Source organism: Clostridia bacterium (assembly GCA_017438525.1).
Classification (GTDB): Bacteria; Bacillota; Clostridia; order Oscillospirales; family RGIG8002; genus RGIG8002.
This window is the reverse complement of the sequence record JAFRVI010000004.1, coordinates 39011-55613: the sequence shown is the minus strand read 5'-3', so window position 1 is coordinate 55613 and position 16603 is coordinate 39011. Positions and strand designations below refer to the sequence as shown.

Below are 16603 nucleotides of genomic sequence, written 5' to 3'. Positions count from 1 at the left end.
ACGGAGGAAAAACACATGTTAAAGCTGCTTGAACTTCTCAAAAACAATGCAAAACTTACGAACGAACAGCTCGCCAGTATGCTCGGAATGAGCGTTGAAGAGGTCGCGAAAACCGTTGCGGAGCTCGAAAAGAACAAGACCATCGTTTGCTACTCCGCCGTAGTCAACTGGGACAAAACCGAAAAGGACACCACCACCGCACTTATAGAGATCAAGGTCACTCCGCAGCGCGGACACGGCTTCGAGGCAGTCGCCGAACGCATCTTCCAATTCCCCGAGGTGAAGAGCTTGTATCTCGTTTCCGGCGCCTACGATTTCCTCGCGGTCGTCGAGGGAAAGACGCTGAAGGACGTCGCGACCTTCGTTTCCTCCCGCCTCGCTCCTCTCGAACAGATACTCTCCTGCGCGACGCACTTTATGCTCAAGAAATACAAGGATGACGGCGTTGTTTTCGTTGAAAACGAGCCGCCGGTCCGTGAGGAAGGCCTGTTCTGATGGATTACGATAAGATTCTCAACCCCGCAGTATGCGCGATCAAACCGTCGGGCATAAGAAGGTTCTTCGACATCGCCGCCGAAATGGACGACGTTATAACGCTCGGCGTCGGAGAACCCGACTTCATGACCCCGTGGCACATTCGCGAAGCGGGCATATATTCGCTTGAAACGGGCAAGACCTTCTACACCGCCAACCGCGGTCTTGCTCCGCTTCGCGATGAGATAAGCCGCTACCTTTCGCGGCGCTTCGGGCTGAATTACGATCCAAAGTCCGAAGTCGTCGTTACCGTAGGCGGCAGCGAGGCGATAGATATAGCGATACGCGCGCTGGTTTCTCCGGGCGACGAAGTTCTCATTCCGGAGCCGTCCTTCGTCTGTTATTCGCCGATAACGTCCCTCGCGGGCGGCGTTCCCGTTCCCGTTCCCACGCGTGAGGAAAACGAATTCCGGCTGACCGTCGACGACATTAAGCCGCTTATTACGCCTAAAACAAAACTGCTGGTACTCCCCTTCCCGAACAATCCGACCGGCGCGGTAATGCGCAAAAGCGACCTCGAAGCTCTCGCGGGTTTCCTGCGCGGAACGGATATAATGATTCTCTCCGACGAGATTTACGGCGAGCTTACCTATACCGGCGAAGGCCACGTTTCCATCGCCTCGATAGACGGTATGCGCGAGCGCACCGTCCTCGTCAGCGGATTCTCGAAGGCGTACGCGATGACCGGCTGGCGCCTCGGATACGCCTGCGCTCCCGCTCCGATATTAAAGCAGATGCTGAAGATACATCAGTTCTGCATCATGTGCGCGCCAACGTCTGCGCAGTACGCCGCGATAGAGGCGCTGCGCGACGGCGATGAAGACATCGCGAATATGCGCGAAAGCTACGATATGCGCCGCAAGCTCGTCGTCGACGGACTCCGCAAGCTCGGGCTCCCCTGCTTCGAGCCGCTCGGAGCGTTCTACGTTTTCCCGAATGTCTCAAAACTCGGACTCACGAGCGAAGAATTCTGCACCCGCCTGCTCCATTCAAAGAAGGTCGCGGTCGTACCGGGAAACGCCTTCGGCGCATCCGGCGAAGGATTCGTACGCATTTCCTACTCCTACTCCGTCAACCACCTTGTTGAAGCTCTCGAAAGGATCGGCACGTTCATTGCCGAACTGAAGAAATGATAACTCTCAAGGCACACGCAAAAATAAACCTTACGCTCGACGTGACGGGCTTCACGGATAACGGATACCACTCTCTTTCGATGATAATGCAGTCGGTCGCGCTCGCCGACGTAATAACTATCGACAGCATTTCAGAAGGCATCCTCTTTTCATCCGGAAGCACGCGCATACCCGTAAACGAAAACAACCTCGTGTTCAAGACCGCGAGGTTGTTTCTTGATACCATGTCGCTGCCGCACAACGTGCATATCGACCTCAAAAAGCGGATACCGGTTTCCGCCGGACTTGCCGGAGGAAGCGCGGACGCCGCGGCGGTGCTCGTCGGTCTGAATAAATTCTTTGATTGCGGACTCTCGCTTGACGAGCTGAAAGAGCTTGGTTTGAAACTCGGCGCGGACGTTCCGTTCTGCCTTACGGGCGGAACGGCGCTCTGCGAAGGCGTCGGCGAAATAATAACGAAGCTTCCCGATATGCCCGACTGCTATATTCTTATCGCAAAGCCCTTGCGCGGAATGTCTACTCCCAAAGCATTCGCGCTATATGACGAATACGGCGGATCGCTTCCCGAAGTGAACAACACGGCCGCCGTCAACGCGCTGAACGAAGGCGATCTCGACACTCTGTGCCTGCATATGGCGAACAAACTGCAGCCGATAACCGAAAGCTGCGTCGGCACAGTCAGGCATATCGCCGAAAAGCTCCTCGAAAACGGCGCGAAAGCGTCCTGCATGTCCGGCAGCGGAACTTCCGTCTTCGGCGTTTTCGATTCGCGCATCATCGCGGAAAAGTGTAAAAAACGCCTCCACAAGCCGATACTGTCATATATAACCACGCCTTCAAAAACCGGCGTGACGATAATTTGAGGTGAAATCTATGATTAACAAAGAAATGCTTACAGAATACGCGCGGCTGCTCGTTGAAGTCGGCGTAAATATCCGAAAAGGCCAGCGCCTTCTCATCAACGCGCCCGTCGACTGCGCTGAGTTTGTGCGTCTTTGCGCAACGGCAGCCTACGACGCCGGATGCGCGGAAGTTGTCGTGAACTGGTCGGACGATTATCTCGCGCGCGAGAAGTTCCTTCGCGCCGAAGACAAGATTTTTGAATCATTCCCGTCATGGAGACGCGACTTCCTTATGGATCTCGCGGACGACGGCGCGGCAAAGCTCGCGATCTACGCGTCCGACCCGGAAAGTATGAAGGGCGTCGACCCCGCCCGTCTGCTTGGATGGGAGCGCGTCGCGGGCGCCGCTATGGAAGACTACCGCAATATGCAGATGCGCAACGACTTCCCGTGGTGCGTCGCTTCGATCCCGATCGTATCGTGGGCGAAAAAGGTATCGCCAGACCTTTCTGACAAAGAAGCCGTCGACGGCCTGTGGAACAAGATCTTTTCCGCGCTTCGCATCGACGGAAGCGGAAACGCGGTCGAACGCTGGCGCGAACACATCGCCACCCTTGCGGCGAGATGCGAAAAGCTCACTTCCCTCGCCTTCAAAAAGCTGCGTTACTCTAATTCCATAGGCACCGATCTGACGATAGAACTGCCCGATAACCACGTATGGCTCGGCGGCAGCGAAGTTACGACGAAAGGACAGGTCTTCGTCGCGAATATGCCGACTGAAGAGGTTTTCACCGCGCCGAAGCGCGACGGAGTCAACGGCAGAGTCGTCGCCTCCATGCCGCTGGTCAAGGACGGCAACGTCATCAACGGCATAGTTATGGAATTCAAAGACGGCAGGATTGTAAGCGCGACCGCAAGGACAAACGAAGATATCCTCAAAGCCGCGATCGCGGTCGACGAAGGCGCGAGCTACCTCGGCGAAGTCGCCCTCGTGCCCTTCAAATCGCCGATATCCGATATGAAAACGCTGTTTTACAACACGCTCTTTGACGAAAACGCATCCTGCCACCTTGCCTTCGGCGACGCTTATCCCTGCGTCGCGGGCGGGGCGTCCATGTCGCGCGAAGAGTTGAACGCCGCCGGGCTTAACTCATCCGTCACGCACGAGGACTTTATGGTCGGCACGGCTGACCTCTCGATCGTCGGCGTCGGCGCGGACGGCAAAGAAACGCCGGTCTTTATCGACGGCAATTTCGCTCTGTAACGGATATGGATATCAAAGAAAAAATGCACTCCCGGAAGTTGTATTATCCTATGGATGAAGCTCTGTTCAAGGAGCAGATCGCGTGTCTTGACAAGCTGTACGACTTCAACGCGACGCGTCCGACCGAGCTGAACAAGCGCGAGGAAATGCTCAGGGAGATGTTCGCGGAGATCGGAGAAAACTGCTACATCGAGCCGCCTTTTCACGCTAATTTCGGCGGAAAGCACGTCCATTTCGGCAGCAATATATACGCTAATTTTAATCTGACGCTGGTTGACGATGCGCATATATATGTGGGTGACAATACCAAGTTCGGCCCCAATGTAACCGTTTGCACCGCCGCGCATCCGATTCTTCCGGAGCTCCGCGAAAAGCAGTATCAGTACAACGCGCCCGTTCATATCGGCAAATGCTGCTGGATCGGAACCGGAAGCGTTATTCTGCCCGGCGTGAGCATCGGCGACAACAGCGTGATAGGCGCCGGAAGCGTGGTAACGAAGGATATTCCCGCAAACGTAGTCGCCGTAGGCGTTCCCTGCCGCGTCCTCCGCCCGATCGGCGAACGTGACAAAGAGTTTTACTTCAAAGACCTGCGCATCTCAGATTGCGAACTGTACAACAAACACAATCTAAGCAAAACGACCGGTCGGAGCTGACTCCGACCGGTCGTTGACTATACTATCCGATCATTCGTATTCTATCGTGGCGACGGGCTTTTCGCTGATGTCCCAAAGGACGCGGTTGACTCCGGGGATCTTGACGATCTGATCGCGCATTTTGCAGAGGACGGCAAACGGTATCTCCGGCACAGCGGCGGTCACGGCGTCTATCGTGTTGATCGCACGGATGATGACCGCCCAGCCCATATAGCGCTTGCCTTGGCCGTCAACGTATTTGATACCGGTCGACTGAAGGTCGGGAATCACGCAGAAATACTGCCAGGGCGTTTCGGGGAGTTTTCCGATCTCCTCCCGAACTATCGCGTCGGCTTCGCGGAGCGCTTCGAGGCGGTCGCGGGTTATAGCTCCGGTGCAGCGGACGCCGAGGCCGGGACCCGGGAACGGCTGACGGTAAACCATACCGTGCGGCAGTCCGAGGGCTTCGCCGACGACTCTGACTTCATCCTTGAAAAGGAGCTTAACGGGCTCTACAAGCTCAAAATCAAGCTCCGGCGGCAGACCGCCGACGTTGTGGTGCGCCTTTACTCCGTCGCTTTCGAGTATATCCGGGTAGATAGTGCCTTGAGCGAGGAACTTGATGCCGTCAAGCTTTGCGGCTTCTTCGGCGAAGACGTCGATGAACTCCTTGCCGATGATCTTGCGCTTCGTTTCCGGATCGGAAACGCCCGCGAGCTTATCGAGGAAGCGGTCGACGGCGTCAACGTAAATAAGGTTGGCGTTCATCTGATCGCGGAAAACCTTGACGACCTGCTCCGGCTCGCCCTTGCGGAGAAGACCGTGGTTGACGTGAACGCAGGTAAGCTGCTTGCCTATCGCCTTGATCAGCAGAGCCGCGACCACGGAGGAGTCGACGCCGCCGGAGAGAGCGAGAAGGACTTTCTTGTCGCCGATCTGTTCGCGCAGCTCTTTGATCTGCTGCTGAATGAACTGTTCGGCCAGTTCTTTCGTTTCGATTCTTTTCATTTCTGCAGGACGCACGTTTCCGCTCATTTACCTCTACCCCTTTATTAAAAATATGGACGAATTATACCACATTCAAAACGCCGTTTCAATAGAAACGGCGCGATTTTTATAAAAATTTTACACAATTATCGTCTTGAAGTTTACGTAGAAGACTTTACCCGGTTTCGAGCCCTTCGGCTTTCGTACGTTGCGGATTTCCGTGTAGTCAACCGAAACCTTCGTGCCTTCGGCCGATTTGCTGTGCGCGGCGGCGATCTTCGCGGCCTCGTAAACGGCGGTTTCGGTTGGTTCCCTGCCCTCGAGACGAAGCACGACGTGAGCGCCGAAGCTTTCCCTGACGTGAAACCATATATCGCTGTTTGAAGCGAAACGCATGGTCAGCGCGTCGTTCTGGAGGTTGTTTTTCCCGTAATAGACCTTGAAACCGTCGGAAGTGGTGACGCACTCAAAAGAGTATTCGGGTCTTTTGACGGGCTTTTTGGTATTTTTCGAAGGCGCGGGACGCAGATACCCCTCGGAGACGAGCTCCTCGCGTATACGCGAAATATCTTCGGGAGTTTCAACGAGCGTGAGCTCGTCCGCGACCGTGCGGAGCCATTCGATCTCCGCTTCGCCGAGTTCGAGCTGCTCGGCAAGCTTTTTCTTTCTGGTATAGCTTTTGCGGTATTCGCGGAAGTACTTCTGCGCGTTGCGCTGCGGAGAAAGAGCGCTGTCGAGCGGGATATGTATCTCGTTATAGTTATCGTAATAGTTTTTGACTACGGCGACGGACGATCCGGGATTTATCTCGTGCAGATAGGCGTTTATCAATTCGCCGCGCACGCGGAGTTCTTCCGCGTTTTCGCATTCCGCGAGTTCCCTGCTCTGCGCCGCGGCTTTTCTGACCGCTCGCTCGATGCTGCGCGAGACGAGCCGCGAAAGCTCGGAAGTGCGCTGCTTCAGCCGCTCGGCGCGGTCGCGTTCGTAATAAAAGAAATCGAGCAGTTCGGACGGACTGTCGAGCTTTTTGATTTCCATCGCGCCGCCGTAAACGGACGGTGAAAAGAACGAAAAGTCCGCCGCCGTCCCGTCGGCGCGGCAGACTACCGAAGGATTCCCGCCGTTTTCGAGCTCCGAAAGCAGACTGTCGAGTTCCGCGTATACTCTTTCTGCGTCAGCGTGCGCCGCGGGCGTTTCGGCGTCGCCGGAAGCCCTGAACGCGAGTTCCCTGCAGACTATCGGCGAAAAGCCGGCGACGTTATGCAGCAAAGCGTCCGACAGCGATTCGTCGGACGCGGACAGGATCGACGACAGCGATTCCCCGGTAAGCGAATACGGATCGGCTTTATTCTGCTTGGGCGGCATAACGTAAGGCATACCGGCGATTACGCAGCGGACGGCGTCAGGATCCGCGCCGGAATGCTTGACGGATTCGATTATCCTTCCGTCTCCGTCGGTGAACAGGATATTGCTGCTGCGCCCCATAATTTCGGCGACGACGCGCCGCTCGACCTTGTCGCCCATTTCGTCGGTACAATCAAATTTAAGCGTAACCACACGCTCCATACCCGGCTGCTCGGCGGCTACGAACCTGCCGCCGGTGAAAAGCTTGCGGGCGAGCATGCAAAGCGTCGGCGCCTGCTTCGGATTATCCTTCGAATGCTCTGTGAAATATACCGCGGGACTCGCGGACGACGCGGAGATACGCAACCTCAGCGTTTCGTGAAATCCGCGCAGGAAAAAGACGAACTCGTCGCGTTCGGGCTGGTAGACTTTATCCACCTTTGCCCCCACGGCGCGCTCGTTCAGTTCGGCGCATATTAACTTCAAAAACGCAGCGTCAAGTGCCATAATCGATCCTTAATAGAGGGTTTTAATAACGCTACCGCGCTCGGAAAGAACAAACTTCACCATGGTGAATTCTTCTTCAAGACGCGATTTTAATTCCGGAATAATCGGATACTCGGTCTCGTAATGCCCGCCGTCTATGAGGGTAAATCCGCTGTCTTTGGCGTATATGAACTGATGATGCTTCACGTCGGCGGTAACGAAAGCGTCGGCGCCGGAATTCATTACGAGCTCCGCGAAGTCGCCGCCGCTGCCGCCGATAACGGCGACCGTGCTGATCTTTTTGTCGCCGGCGACGTACCTCACCGCATCGCATCCGAGCGCGTCTTTCACGCGCAAGGCGAGCCATTCGGGCTCAACGGGTTCTTCAAGGAAGCCAATGCGTCCGCAGTTGCCGTTTTCACCGGTGCCTTCGATTTCGCGGATATCCGTCAGTCCGAGCTTTTTTGCCAGCGTCTCGCCCACTCCGTCGTCGGCGGCGTCGAGATTCGTGTGCATACATATCGCAGAAATACCGGCTCTGACTAGCGAATACGCGCGTTTTGAAACGTAATCCTGAGGCGTGAAGCGTTTGACGTTCCCGAAGACGACGGGATGATGGCTTATGATAAGCTGAGCTTTCTGCTCGACCGCCTCGGCAATGACCTCCTCGGTGATATCGAGCGCCAGCAGCGCTTTTGTGACGTTGATCTCTTCGTCGCCGGCGATAAGCCCGACGTTATCGAAGCCCTCGGCAAGCTCCGGCGGAGCCGCCTTCCATAAGAAATTAAGTATTTCTCCCACAGAAGCCATTATAGTTCCTCCAAACGTGTATTTATCCTGCTGATTAAGCGGTTGATAACGTCCGCCTCGCCGTCGTTCTTTCTTTCAGCGCCGATGAGACGCTTTTCGAGCGCGCTGCGCTTTTTGACGAGAAGCGCTCTCACGGCCTGCTCGTCGCCCTCGAAGTTTCCGCCGATTTCGGCTTCTTCGGGAGTGCAGCCCCGTATATCTCCGGAGTACACGGCGGTAATTACCTCATACGGTTTGCCGTCTTCGATGACGGCTCCTTCCCTTTTAATGCGGAATCCCGATGAAACGAGATAGCGGCGCAGTTCCGGCGAAGTCGTCATAGGTTGGAGAACGAGATATACATCCGGATTCTTCACCCACTGAGCCGCATCGATAATCGACGCAATAAGCTCTCCTCCCATACCTGCGATTATTATTTGATCGACTCCGGCGTTTTCCATGCCGCTGAGACCGTCTGCGAGCCGAATGTCGATTTTATCGGTAAAGCCCAGTTTTTCCGAAAGCTCTTCCGCCTTCGAAAGAGGTCCGGCGTTTACGTCGCTCGCAATAACTCGTTCGGCGCGACCGGAAAGGACGAGAGCCGCGGCAAGTTTGCCGTGATCCGTGCCGATATCGGCAGCACATCGGCATTTCTCCGTTAACGAGAAAACGTATTCAAGTCGCTGCGGCAGTTTCATCTCAATTCCTCCGATGCTTTACAGTTGCATTATAGCACATCGCGCCCGCGCTTTCAATAAAAAAATGCACGAAAAAAGCCGCCGTTCAGGCGGCTTTCGGCAGGATTTGATTATTCTCCTATGAGAGCGTTGATTTCGTCGATGAGAGCGTCGCAGTCGGCTCCGTGCACCATACATGCCTGCTCGATCGTTTCGCTTCTCGCTCCTGGGCATCCGAGACAATGCATTCCGATACCGAGGAAAAGCTCAGCCGTGTCGGGATACTTATCGAGAACGGTTCCGATAACCCAATTCTTGTCAACCATAATTACACTTCCTTTCGTTTGCTGTCAATATTATAACACATTGATTATAAAAAGTAAATGCGTTCCGTAAAAATCGGAACGCATTTATTTTTACCTTGTAAGCATTTATATGCTACTTGGTATGCAGAAGCGCATATTACTGCTGCTCTCTGCTCTTAGCGAAGCACTCGCTGCACAGAACCGGTCTGTCATCACGGGGCTGGAAAGGAACTCTGGCAACACCGCCGCACTGAGAGCAGGTCGTCTCAAACATCTCTCTGCTGGCGCGCTTGCGATTAGCTCTGCATTCCTTGCATCTGGAGGGCTCATTCTGGAAGCCCCTCTCCGCGTAGAACTCCTGCTCACCGGCGGTGAACACGAATTCGGCTCCGCAATCTTTGCATACCAAGGTCTTGTCTTCGTACATGTTTTTCCTCCAAAAAATAATGGTTTTTGCTCAAAATCGGACCTGAACCGGAAGTAATTGAGGGGTTCAATCCCCTTCTGGGCAGTATTCTGCCTGTTTCCAAGCTTTTATATAATATACTTATTAGAATCTTTTGTCAAGCAATTTTAAAGAAAATATGAAAAAAATATGTTGAAAATTTACGAATTATCTGAAACAACATGATAAATAGGCAGCTTGAAACAAAAGGCGGAAAAATTATTAAAGGGATTTTTGAAAATTACTCTTGCATTTTGGGCAAAGCTGTGGTAGACTATTAGCCGTTGACCGATCCGGGTGTAGCTCAGCTTGGTAGAGTACTTGAATGGGGTTCAAGGGGCCGCTGGTTCGATTCCAGTCACTCGGACCATCGGGTGTCCGCGCAACTGCCGCGGATACCCGATTTTTTATTTTATATCATTGAACGACAAATAGATATATGATATAATCGACACGTAGAAACGAGGTGTATACTATGCAGCTCCCCGACTCCCTTATCAAAAGAATCGATCGTTATTCAGAAAAACTCGAAAGGCATCCCAAACTGCGTGATTTGTACAGAAACTGCTGCGCCAGCACGCTTGAGACAGCCGTCCGAAAATGCGACGACGGAACATATTTCGTGCTAACCGGCGATATACCGGCAATGTGGCTGCGCGATTCATCAGCGCAGGTATCTCATTATATACCGCTTGCAAACGATCCGGAGATTTCTGAAATAATTGAAGGCGTGCTTAAACGTCAATTCATGTATATAAGGATAGATCCGTATGCCAACGCGTTCAATCAGGAACCGAACGGCGAAGGGCATCCGGAGGATCTGCCGAAAAACAATCCGTGGGTATTTGAACGCAAGTATGAGGTCGACTCCCTGTGTTATCCCCTGCGTCTGCTGTATTTATATTATAAACAGACCGGTAAAACGGAAATAATAAGAAATGAACTCGAATCCGTCATGCGCATTATTCTCAATCAATGGAGAATCGAACAGCGTCACGAAGAGAATTCGCCGTATTACTTCATACGCTTGGAAAACGGGATTACAATCGACGACTATCCCTACGGCGGCAGAGGCGCGCCCGCCGCGTATACAGGCATGACGCGCTCCGCGTTCAGACCGAGCGACGACGGCTGCGTTTACGGTTACCTCACCGCTTCAGAAATGTTCGCGGTAGTCGTTCTCGGTTACGCCGCGGAAATGCTCAGCAGCGTTTGCAATAACGAATCGCTCGCAGCCGAATGCGACGCTCTCCGCAAAGAGATAGACGACGGGATACGGAACTACTGCATCGTTGAGCACGGGAAATACGGCAGAATCTACGCCTGCGAAACGGATGGCATGGGTCATTACTCAATGATTGACGACGCGAACGTTCCCAGCTTGCTGTCTATACCGTATATAGGATATTCCGCCGCGGACGACGAGATATATCTCAACACCCGTCGTTTCCTGTTAAGCGCGGATAACCCTTATTATTACTCCGGAAAGTATGCCCGCGGCATAGGTTCGCCGCACACTCCTCGGAATTATGTCTGGCATATGTCGCTTATAATGCAGGGATTGACCTCGACGGATGACAACGAAAGGCGCGAACTACTCAAAACAATCGCTTCAACCGAAGCCGGAAAATGTCATCTTCACGAAGGATTTGACGTTGACAATCCTTGCAACTACACGCGCGAATGGTTCACCTGGCCGGAAGCTCTGTTTTCCGAATTCATAGAAAACTGCGTCGACAACAACTGCATATGATCCGAAGACTTTGGCGAAAAACCGCTGCAGTATAATTTTCAAAAACTTTGTTAAAATTATCTTGATATTATTTTAATAATTTGTTATACTGTCTATGATTATATGGCGAAATTTAACTGGATTACAGCGTCTGTTTAACCGGAGGAGCAAATGAAGCTGTTAAGGAAGATATTCCCCAGATATGCGGTCGTTCCGCTCTGGACCGTACTGGGTTTCAATATGCTTGCCTATTACCTGCCGAAGCTGCTTATCGTGCTCGGTGTGATCGGTCCTCCGCATATGCTTGCGGAAGACACAACGGCAAACGTTAATTCAATATTTCTCGGCGTTGACGTCCCGCTCGTTCCCGTATTCATAATCATTTACGTGCTTTCTTACGTGCAATGGTTTGTCGGATTCACTCTTATAGCGAGAGAGAGCGAATCTCTCTGCTATCGCTTCATGACCGGCGAGATTATCGCGAAGTTCATCGCCTTGATGGTATTTATTTTCTATCCGACGATGATGACTCGGCCGGAAATCACACAAACCGGTCCGTTTTACACCTTGGTCAGCTGGATGTATTTCATCGATACTCCCATGATCAACCTGTTCCCCTCGATTCATTGCCTCGAGAGCTGGATATGCTTCCGCGGATCGATTCATCTTAAAGACATCAGAAAGTGGTATGCGCCGTTTTCGTTCGTATTCACAATGCTCGTGTTTGCCTCTACTGTATTGATTCACCAGCACGTGTTGATAGACATACCGGCCGGAGTGCTGGTCGCGGAGATAGGCCTACTCATCTGTCGTTTGACACGCGCCGACCGAGTCTTCGCATCCATTAACAAAAAGCGCCTTGCAACAGACGCCCGAAAGGAAATGTCACTTGAGCAATAGCCCGATAAACGAAAGCGAGAACGACGTCAAACAAAAGCACGGCTCTCATCGCGTTCTGTGGTCTATCCTCTTTATAGTTATCGCAGTTCTCAGCGTCGTGGCGGTGACGTCTTTCAACCGCAACTTCCACTTCAGCGAATTCTTCAAGAGCGTCAGCACCGCTTCTCCTCCGTGGATCATCGCCGCGATCTGCGGCACATTCGGATACATCCTGTTCGAAGCGCTTTCGCTGATGTATATCTGCCGTTCATTCGGATACGGAAGACGCCTGAAAAGCGGTCTGCTCTATTCCTCGACCGGATTCTACTTTTCTTCGATTACTCCTTCGGCGACCGGCGGTCAGCCCGCCCAGGCGTATGTAATGATCAAGGACGGCATCCCGGGTGTATTCGCGGCGATTGCGCTTCTCGTCAATCTGCTGATGTATACACTTTCGATCGCCGTACTCGGCATTTTCGCGTTTATCGCGAGGCCGTCGCTGTTCCTCAAGTTCAGCGTCGTATCGCGCGTTATGATAATAGTAGGAACCGTTATACAGTTCACCCTCGCGCTGCTCGTGCTGATACTTATAAAAAACAAGAAACTTCTCCACAGCATCGGCAGGCGCCTGATACACTTTACCGCGAAACTCCGCATCATACGGGACGAAGACAAGCTGCAAAACACATTCAGCGACAAAATGGCGGAATATGACAAATACGCCGAATACCTCCACGGCAAACGCTCAATGATGGCGAAAGTGCTTGGTATAAACATTCTTCAGCGCGCATCCGTCATTTCGGTAACGATGTTCACGTTTATTGCGCTCGGCGGGCGCGGAGCCGAAATATTCAACATCTTCGTAATGCAGATCTATGTACTGTTAGGTTCCACTTTCGTTCCGATACCCGGCTCAATAGGAGTAACCGACTATCTTATGATAGACGGCTTCAGCAGTCTGATCGTAAAGTCACCGGTTCAGCCCGGTACGCTCGAGCTTTTGAGCCGCACGCTTTCGTTCTACATCTGTGTATTTGTATGCGGAATGTTTATGCTTTACATCTACTTCAAGGGGAGAAAGAACAATGATAGGAATATATGATTATACGGTTATACTGACGTATCTTTCTTTGGCGTCCGCTACCCTCGGCTCGATCATTTCGCTTACGGGGAACGGACACCCCTACATAGGCGCGTTTTTTCTCCTCTTCTGCGGTCTCTGTGACGCGTTTGACGGAAAGGTCGCCAGAACGAAAAAAGACCGAACCGACAACGGACGCAAATTCGGGATCCAGATCGATTCCCTTTCCGATGTCGTTGCATTCGGCGTGCTTCCCGCATGCATCGGCTACGCTGCGCTGAACACCTCACCGCTTTTCTCAAAGATATACCCGCTGGCTTCCTCCGTCGTTCCGCCGGCAATTTTCAAAGAGCTTTTCGGCGACACGGAATGGTACTTCATAGTGCTTAAGATACTGATAATGGCCCTGCTCGTACTATTCTCACTTGCCGCCTTGATTCGTCTCGCGTATTTCAATGTTAAAGAGGACGAACGTATGCAGACCGCGCCCGATTCACCGACGACCTATACCGGACTTCCCGTAACTTCGTCGGCGCTCATCTTCCCTACCGTTCTCCTTCTGCGCTACATCTTCGACCTCACGCTCGGCGTTGATCTGACTCCCCTGTATTTCGTAACCATGCTGATTACAGGGTATCTCTTTCTCGCAAAGTTCAGTTTCAAGAAGCCGACGATGAAACAGGTCTTAATAATGGTCGCCATCGGCGCCATAGAGTTTATCGCGATATCTATACTGCTTATCTTCAATTAAGAAAGTGAGCCGTCATGAGCGAAAGCAAATCCGTAATATTCCTTTACAATAACGCCTTCGGCCGTCTGTGCTTGAAAATCATCAAACGCAGATGGCTTTCGCGTCTATGCGGAAAATATCTTGATTCACGTCTCTCCAAGCATTTAATAAAAAAGTTCGTCAAGAAGAACAACATAGACCTGTCGCAGTACTACGCTGATGATTTCAAATGCTTCAACGACTGTTTCTGCAGACAGATACGCGAAGGGTACCGTCCGATTGACGCAGAAGCGTCCGCGCTGATTTCCCCCTGCGACGGACTGCTGACGGCGTACAGCATAAGCGGAGATACCGTACTTCCGGTCAAGCAAAGCAAATATACGATCGCCTCTCTGCTCCGCGACGAAAAGCTTGCCGAGAGGTTTGAGGACGGGCTGTGCCTTATATTCCGGCTATGTGTTGACAACTATCACCGCTACTGTTATTTCGACGGCGGCAAAAAAGAGGATAACGTCTTTATACCGGGATTCCTCCACACCGTCAGACCTACCGCGCTCGAAGCGCTGCCGGTGTTTGTCGAGAACTGCCGCGAATACACTTTGATGCACACCGACAACTTCGGAGACGCCGTACAGATAGAGGTCGGCGCAATGCTTGTCGGAAAGATAGACAATTATCATGGCGTCCACAAGTTCGCGCGCGGCGAAGAAAAAGGCCGATTCCTTTACGGAGGCAGTACCGTGATCCTCCTTATCGAAAAAGGACGGGCTTCCGTCGACGAGGCGTTCAAGCTCGATTCCGGAGAAGAGATCCCTGTCGTAATGGGACAACGCATCGGGCGCTCCTATCAAAATGAGTAGATTTTTATATAAAGTTGTATAATTGTCATATATTTACACATTTAGCATTGCTATAATGCAATCATAAACTGAATACTCTTCCGGCCCGGGAGAAGCGCGGTGAGAATCCGACGCAACAGCCATTACCGTATCTGACGAAAGCGTCACAAGTCGGGTCGCCTACCGGAAGAGAGTTCGGCTCCGTTTGATCGGAGAACGCTTTTGGGCAGCGAAAAGCGCGAACGCACGCCGATTCAATCGGCCTTGTTTTGTTACGCGCCTTTTCTGCCTGAATAGCGGGAAAGGTATTTTTTATGGAGGTAAAAACAATGAGAAACATCAAAAAGATCCTGGCGCTGCTGCTTGTTCTTACCATAGCGACCGCTGCGCTGCCGATGGCGGTATTCGCCGGGGCTCAGCACCAGATGACCGTTACCCTTCGTATCGAAGGAATCGCACAGAACTACTATTACGACACGCTGACGATCCAGTATTCATCGGCGAACCTAACCGTACAGGACCTGATCATCTACGCTGACAATAACAGCGACGCTATAACCGTCGTCGGCGCGACCGGTTCATCGCCCTATATCACCGACATAAACGGCGACGTTGCCGGCTCGATGGGCGGGTATTCCGGATGGCTCTACACCGTTAACGGCGAGGAGCCGCCCGTCGGTGTCAACGCTTATAATCTGAAAGAAGGCGACAGCGTCGTTTTCTACTACGGCGACCCCTACGGAGTCGGTATGCAGTACCCTGTTCCCGACGTTTCAGATATCGCAAACGGAGTTATACGCTTCACGAGCATGGACACCACATACGACGAACAGTATAACCCCACCGTTACCGAAAATCCCGGCGCCGACATGACGGTCGTCTTCGGCGGCGAAACGCCCGTGACCTATATTACCGACAAAGACGGAAAGATCACCATAGAGGAGCAGTATCTTACCGCCGGCGATCATTCTCTTTCGATCGATAAAAAGGGCGACAAGGGCGTTCCGCTCGTCCTGCGCCTCGCTCCCGACTATAAAGTTACCGTACCAGAGAAGCCCAAAACGATGACCGTTAAGCTTCGCATCGAAGGCATAAACGAAAACCTTTTCTATGACGACGTCACGGTTCCATACACGTCCGAAAGTCTCACTGTTCAGGATATGATCATCTATGCAGATGAACAGAATGAAAACCTGACCGTAGTCGGAGCCGAAGGGGCATCTCCTTACATTACAAGCATAAACGGCGACGCCGCGGGCGCCTTCGGCGGCTGGGACGGCTGGCTGTTCACCGTCAACGGAATCGAAGCCGCAACCGGAATAAACGGCGTCAATCTCGCAGACGGAGACTCAGTCCTTTTCTACTACGGCGATCCCTACGGAGTCGGCATGCAGTATCCGGAAGTTGACCTTTCCGAAATAAATAAGCGCGTAATCAAATTCACCAGCGCCGATACGTCTTACGACTTGGACTATACCCCCGTCGTGACAGTAAACCCCGTCGCGGGAGCGACAGTCTACTTCGAAGGCACCGAGTACGTTACCGACGATGAAGGCAAGATCACGGTTCAGCGCGATCTCTTGTCCGAAGGTGTTCACGCGATACAAATAGAAAAGAAGGCGGAAAACGGACTGCCGCTCGTACTGCGTTTCGCTCCGGATTTCACCGTTGACATTCCGAAGATCACGAGGATCCCCGGTGATATGGACGACGACGGAGAGATCACGGTCTCCGACGCTCTCGCCGTTCTTCGCATTGCCGCTAAGCTCGCCCCCGCAACCTATGATGTTATCGCTATCTGCGACATGGACAAAGACGGAGAGATCACGGTTTCAGATGCTCTCGCCGTTCTTCGCATTGCCGCTAAACTTGCGTAATACGAACAATTACAACTTGAGGTA

General features: G+C 52.6%; 17 protein-coding genes and 1 tRNA gene. 12 read left to right on the top strand and 6 right to left on the bottom strand.

Going from position 1 to position 16603, the window contains the following annotated elements:
• Nucleotides 1-15 precede the first annotated feature (15 nt).
• From IJL83_00555 to IJL83_00535, 5 genes are read left to right on the top strand one after another with little or no spacing between them, the layout of a single operon-like run.
• Nucleotides 16-495: an Lrp/AsnC family transcriptional regulator gene (locus IJL83_00555; protein ID MBQ6552100.1), complete on the top strand. Its 480-nt coding sequence runs from the start codon at nt 16-18 to the stop codon at nt 493-495.
• Nucleotides 495-1667, top strand: coding sequence for an aminotransferase class I/II-fold pyridoxal phosphate-dependent enzyme (locus IJL83_00550; GenBank protein MBQ6552099.1), 1173 nt, complete (start codon nt 495-497; stop codon nt 1665-1667). Before IJL83_00555 ends, IJL83_00550 begins: the two co-directional genes overlap by 1 nt.
• Nucleotides 1664-2530, top strand: a complete 867-nt coding sequence (locus IJL83_00545; GenBank protein MBQ6552098.1) for a 4-(cytidine 5'-diphospho)-2-C-methyl-D-erythritol kinase — start codon at nt 1664-1666, stop codon at nt 2528-2530. Before IJL83_00550 ends, IJL83_00545 begins: the two co-directional genes overlap by 4 nt.
• 10 nt (nt 2531-2540) lie before the next feature.
• A complete protein-coding gene (locus IJL83_00540) occupies nt 2541-3773 on the top strand; it encodes an aminopeptidase (protein MBQ6552097.1) in 1233 nt (410 codons plus the stop codon).
• A gap of 5 nt (nt 3774-3778) precedes the next feature.
• Nucleotides 3779-4429 (top strand): sugar O-acetyltransferase, encoded by a 651-nt coding sequence (locus tag IJL83_00535; protein ID MBQ6552096.1) that lies wholly within the window; start codon nt 3779-3781, stop codon nt 4427-4429.
• A gap of 30 nt (nt 4430-4459) precedes the next feature.
• Here the strand turns inward: IJL83_00535 and guaA are convergent, their stop codons facing one another.
• From guaA to IJL83_00505, 6 genes are all read right to left on the bottom strand, one after another.
• Nucleotides 4460-5443, bottom strand: coding sequence for a glutamine-hydrolyzing GMP synthase (gene guaA / locus IJL83_00530; GenBank protein ID MBQ6552095.1), 984 nt, complete (start codon nt 5441-5443; stop codon nt 4460-4462).
• A gap of 90 nt (nt 5444-5533) precedes the next feature.
• Complete coding sequence (locus tag IJL83_00525; GenBank protein ID MBQ6552094.1) at nt 5534-7246, bottom strand: NFACT family protein; 1713 nt, start codon at nt 7244-7246, stop codon at nt 5534-5536.
• A 9-nt stretch (nt 7247-7255) separates the two neighbouring features.
• Nucleotides 7256-8035, bottom strand: a complete 780-nt coding sequence (locus IJL83_00520; protein ID MBQ6552093.1) for a Nif3-like dinuclear metal center hexameric protein — start codon at nt 8033-8035, stop codon at nt 7256-7258.
• The gene (locus IJL83_00515; protein MBQ6552092.1) at nt 8035-8712 is read right to left on the bottom strand and encodes an SAM-dependent methyltransferase; all 678 of its coding nucleotides are present in this window, start codon (nt 8710-8712) and stop codon (nt 8035-8037) included. Before IJL83_00515 ends, IJL83_00520 begins: the two co-directional genes overlap by 1 nt.
• 110 nt (nt 8713-8822) lie before the next feature.
• Nucleotides 8823-9017 (bottom strand): DUF1858 domain-containing protein, encoded by a 195-nt coding sequence (locus tag IJL83_00510; GenBank protein MBQ6552091.1) that lies wholly within the window; start codon nt 9015-9017, stop codon nt 8823-8825.
• 136 nt (nt 9018-9153) lie between these two features.
• Nucleotides 9154-9423 carry a zinc-ribbon domain containing protein gene (locus tag IJL83_00505; protein MBQ6552090.1) on the bottom strand — a complete coding sequence of 90 codons (270 nt, stop codon included), beginning with the start codon at nt 9421-9423 and terminating at the stop codon, nt 9154-9156.
• Nucleotides 9424-9734: 311 nt separating this feature from the next.
• On the opposite strand from IJL83_00505, the gene IJL83_00500 reads away from it, so the two are divergent.
• The 7 genes from IJL83_00500 to IJL83_00470 all read left to right on the top strand — a co-directional run bounded on the left by IJL83_00500 (nt 9735) and on the right by IJL83_00470 (nt 16579).
• Nucleotides 9735-9811 (top strand) — tRNA-Pro (locus tag IJL83_00500).
• 105 nt (nt 9812-9916) lie between these two features.
• Nucleotides 9917-11194, top strand: a complete 1278-nt coding sequence (locus IJL83_00495; protein MBQ6552089.1) for a glycoside hydrolase family 125 protein — start codon at nt 9917-9919, stop codon at nt 11192-11194.
• A 150-nt stretch (nt 11195-11344) separates the two neighbouring features.
• Nucleotides 11345-12073, top strand: coding sequence for a phosphatase PAP2 family protein (locus tag IJL83_00490; protein ID MBQ6552088.1), 729 nt, complete (start codon nt 11345-11347; stop codon nt 12071-12073).
• A complete protein-coding gene (locus IJL83_00485; GenBank protein ID MBQ6552087.1) occupies nt 12063-13154 on the top strand; it encodes a flippase-like domain-containing protein in 1092 nt (363 codons plus the stop codon). The genes IJL83_00490 and IJL83_00485 overlap by 11 nt, the downstream gene beginning before the upstream one ends.
• A complete protein-coding gene (locus IJL83_00480; GenBank protein MBQ6552086.1) occupies nt 13138-13884 on the top strand; it encodes a CDP-alcohol phosphatidyltransferase family protein in 747 nt (248 codons plus the stop codon). Before IJL83_00485 ends, IJL83_00480 begins: the two co-directional genes overlap by 17 nt.
• 14 nt (nt 13885-13898) lie before the next feature.
• On the top strand, nt 13899-14723 hold the full coding sequence (locus tag IJL83_00475) for a phosphatidylserine decarboxylase (GenBank protein ID MBQ6552085.1): 825 nt from the start codon (nt 13899-13901) through the stop codon (nt 14721-14723).
• Nucleotides 14724-15031: 308 nt separating this feature from the next.
• Nucleotides 15032-16579 carry a DUF4430 domain-containing protein gene (locus tag IJL83_00470; GenBank protein MBQ6552084.1) on the top strand — a complete coding sequence of 516 codons (1548 nt, stop codon included), beginning with the start codon at nt 15032-15034 and terminating at the stop codon, nt 16577-16579.
• The last annotated feature ends 24 nt before the right edge of the window (nt 16580-16603 follow it).

What these genes read in the sequence shown, in the direction of transcription:
- IJL83_00545 (MBQ6552098.1), top strand. Translation starts at nt 1,664, where the DNA reads ATGATAACTCTCAAGGCACACGCAAAAATAAACCTTACGCTCGACGTG.
- IJL83_00540 (MBQ6552097.1), top strand. Translation starts at nt 2,541, where the DNA reads ATGATTAACAAAGAAATGCTTACAGAATACGCGCGGCTGCTCGTTGAA.
- IJL83_00550 (MBQ6552099.1), top strand. Translation starts at nt 495, where the DNA reads ATGGATTACGATAAGATTCTCAACCCCGCAGTATGCGCGATCAAACCG.
- IJL83_00515 (MBQ6552092.1), bottom strand. Translation starts at nt 8,712, where the DNA reads ATGAAACTGCCGCAGCGACTTGAATACGTTTTCTCGTTAACGGAGAAA.
- IJL83_00470 (MBQ6552084.1), top strand. Translation starts at nt 15,032, where the DNA reads ATGAGAAACATCAAAAAGATCCTGGCGCTGCTGCTTGTTCTTACCATA.
- IJL83_00505 (MBQ6552090.1), bottom strand. Translation starts at nt 9,423, where the DNA reads ATGTACGAAGACAAGACCTTGGTATGCAAAGATTGCGGAGCCGAATTC.
- IJL83_00520 (MBQ6552093.1), bottom strand. Translation starts at nt 8,035, where the DNA reads ATGGCTTCTGTGGGAGAAATACTTAATTTCTTATGGAAGGCGGCTCCG.
- IJL83_00495 (MBQ6552089.1), top strand. Translation starts at nt 9,917, where the DNA reads ATGCAGCTCCCCGACTCCCTTATCAAAAGAATCGATCGTTATTCAGAA.
- IJL83_00510 (MBQ6552091.1), bottom strand. Translation starts at nt 9,017, where the DNA reads ATGGTTGACAAGAATTGGGTTATCGGAACCGTTCTCGATAAGTATCCC.
- IJL83_00490 (MBQ6552088.1), top strand. Translation starts at nt 11,345, where the DNA reads ATGAAGCTGTTAAGGAAGATATTCCCCAGATATGCGGTCGTTCCGCTC.
- IJL83_00480 (MBQ6552086.1), top strand. Translation starts at nt 13,138, where the DNA reads ATGATAGGAATATATGATTATACGGTTATACTGACGTATCTTTCTTTG.
- guaA (MBQ6552095.1), bottom strand. Translation starts at nt 5,443, where the DNA reads ATGAGCGGAAACGTGCGTCCTGCAGAAATGAAAAGAATCGAAACGAAA.
- IJL83_00475 (MBQ6552085.1), top strand. Translation starts at nt 13,899, where the DNA reads ATGAGCGAAAGCAAATCCGTAATATTCCTTTACAATAACGCCTTCGGC.
- IJL83_00555 (MBQ6552100.1), top strand. Translation starts at nt 16, where the DNA reads ATGTTAAAGCTGCTTGAACTTCTCAAAAACAATGCAAAACTTACGAAC.
- IJL83_00525 (MBQ6552094.1), bottom strand. Translation starts at nt 7,246, where the DNA reads ATGGCACTTGACGCTGCGTTTTTGAAGTTAATATGCGCCGAACTGAAC.
- IJL83_00535 (MBQ6552096.1), top strand. Translation starts at nt 3,779, where the DNA reads ATGGATATCAAAGAAAAAATGCACTCCCGGAAGTTGTATTATCCTATG.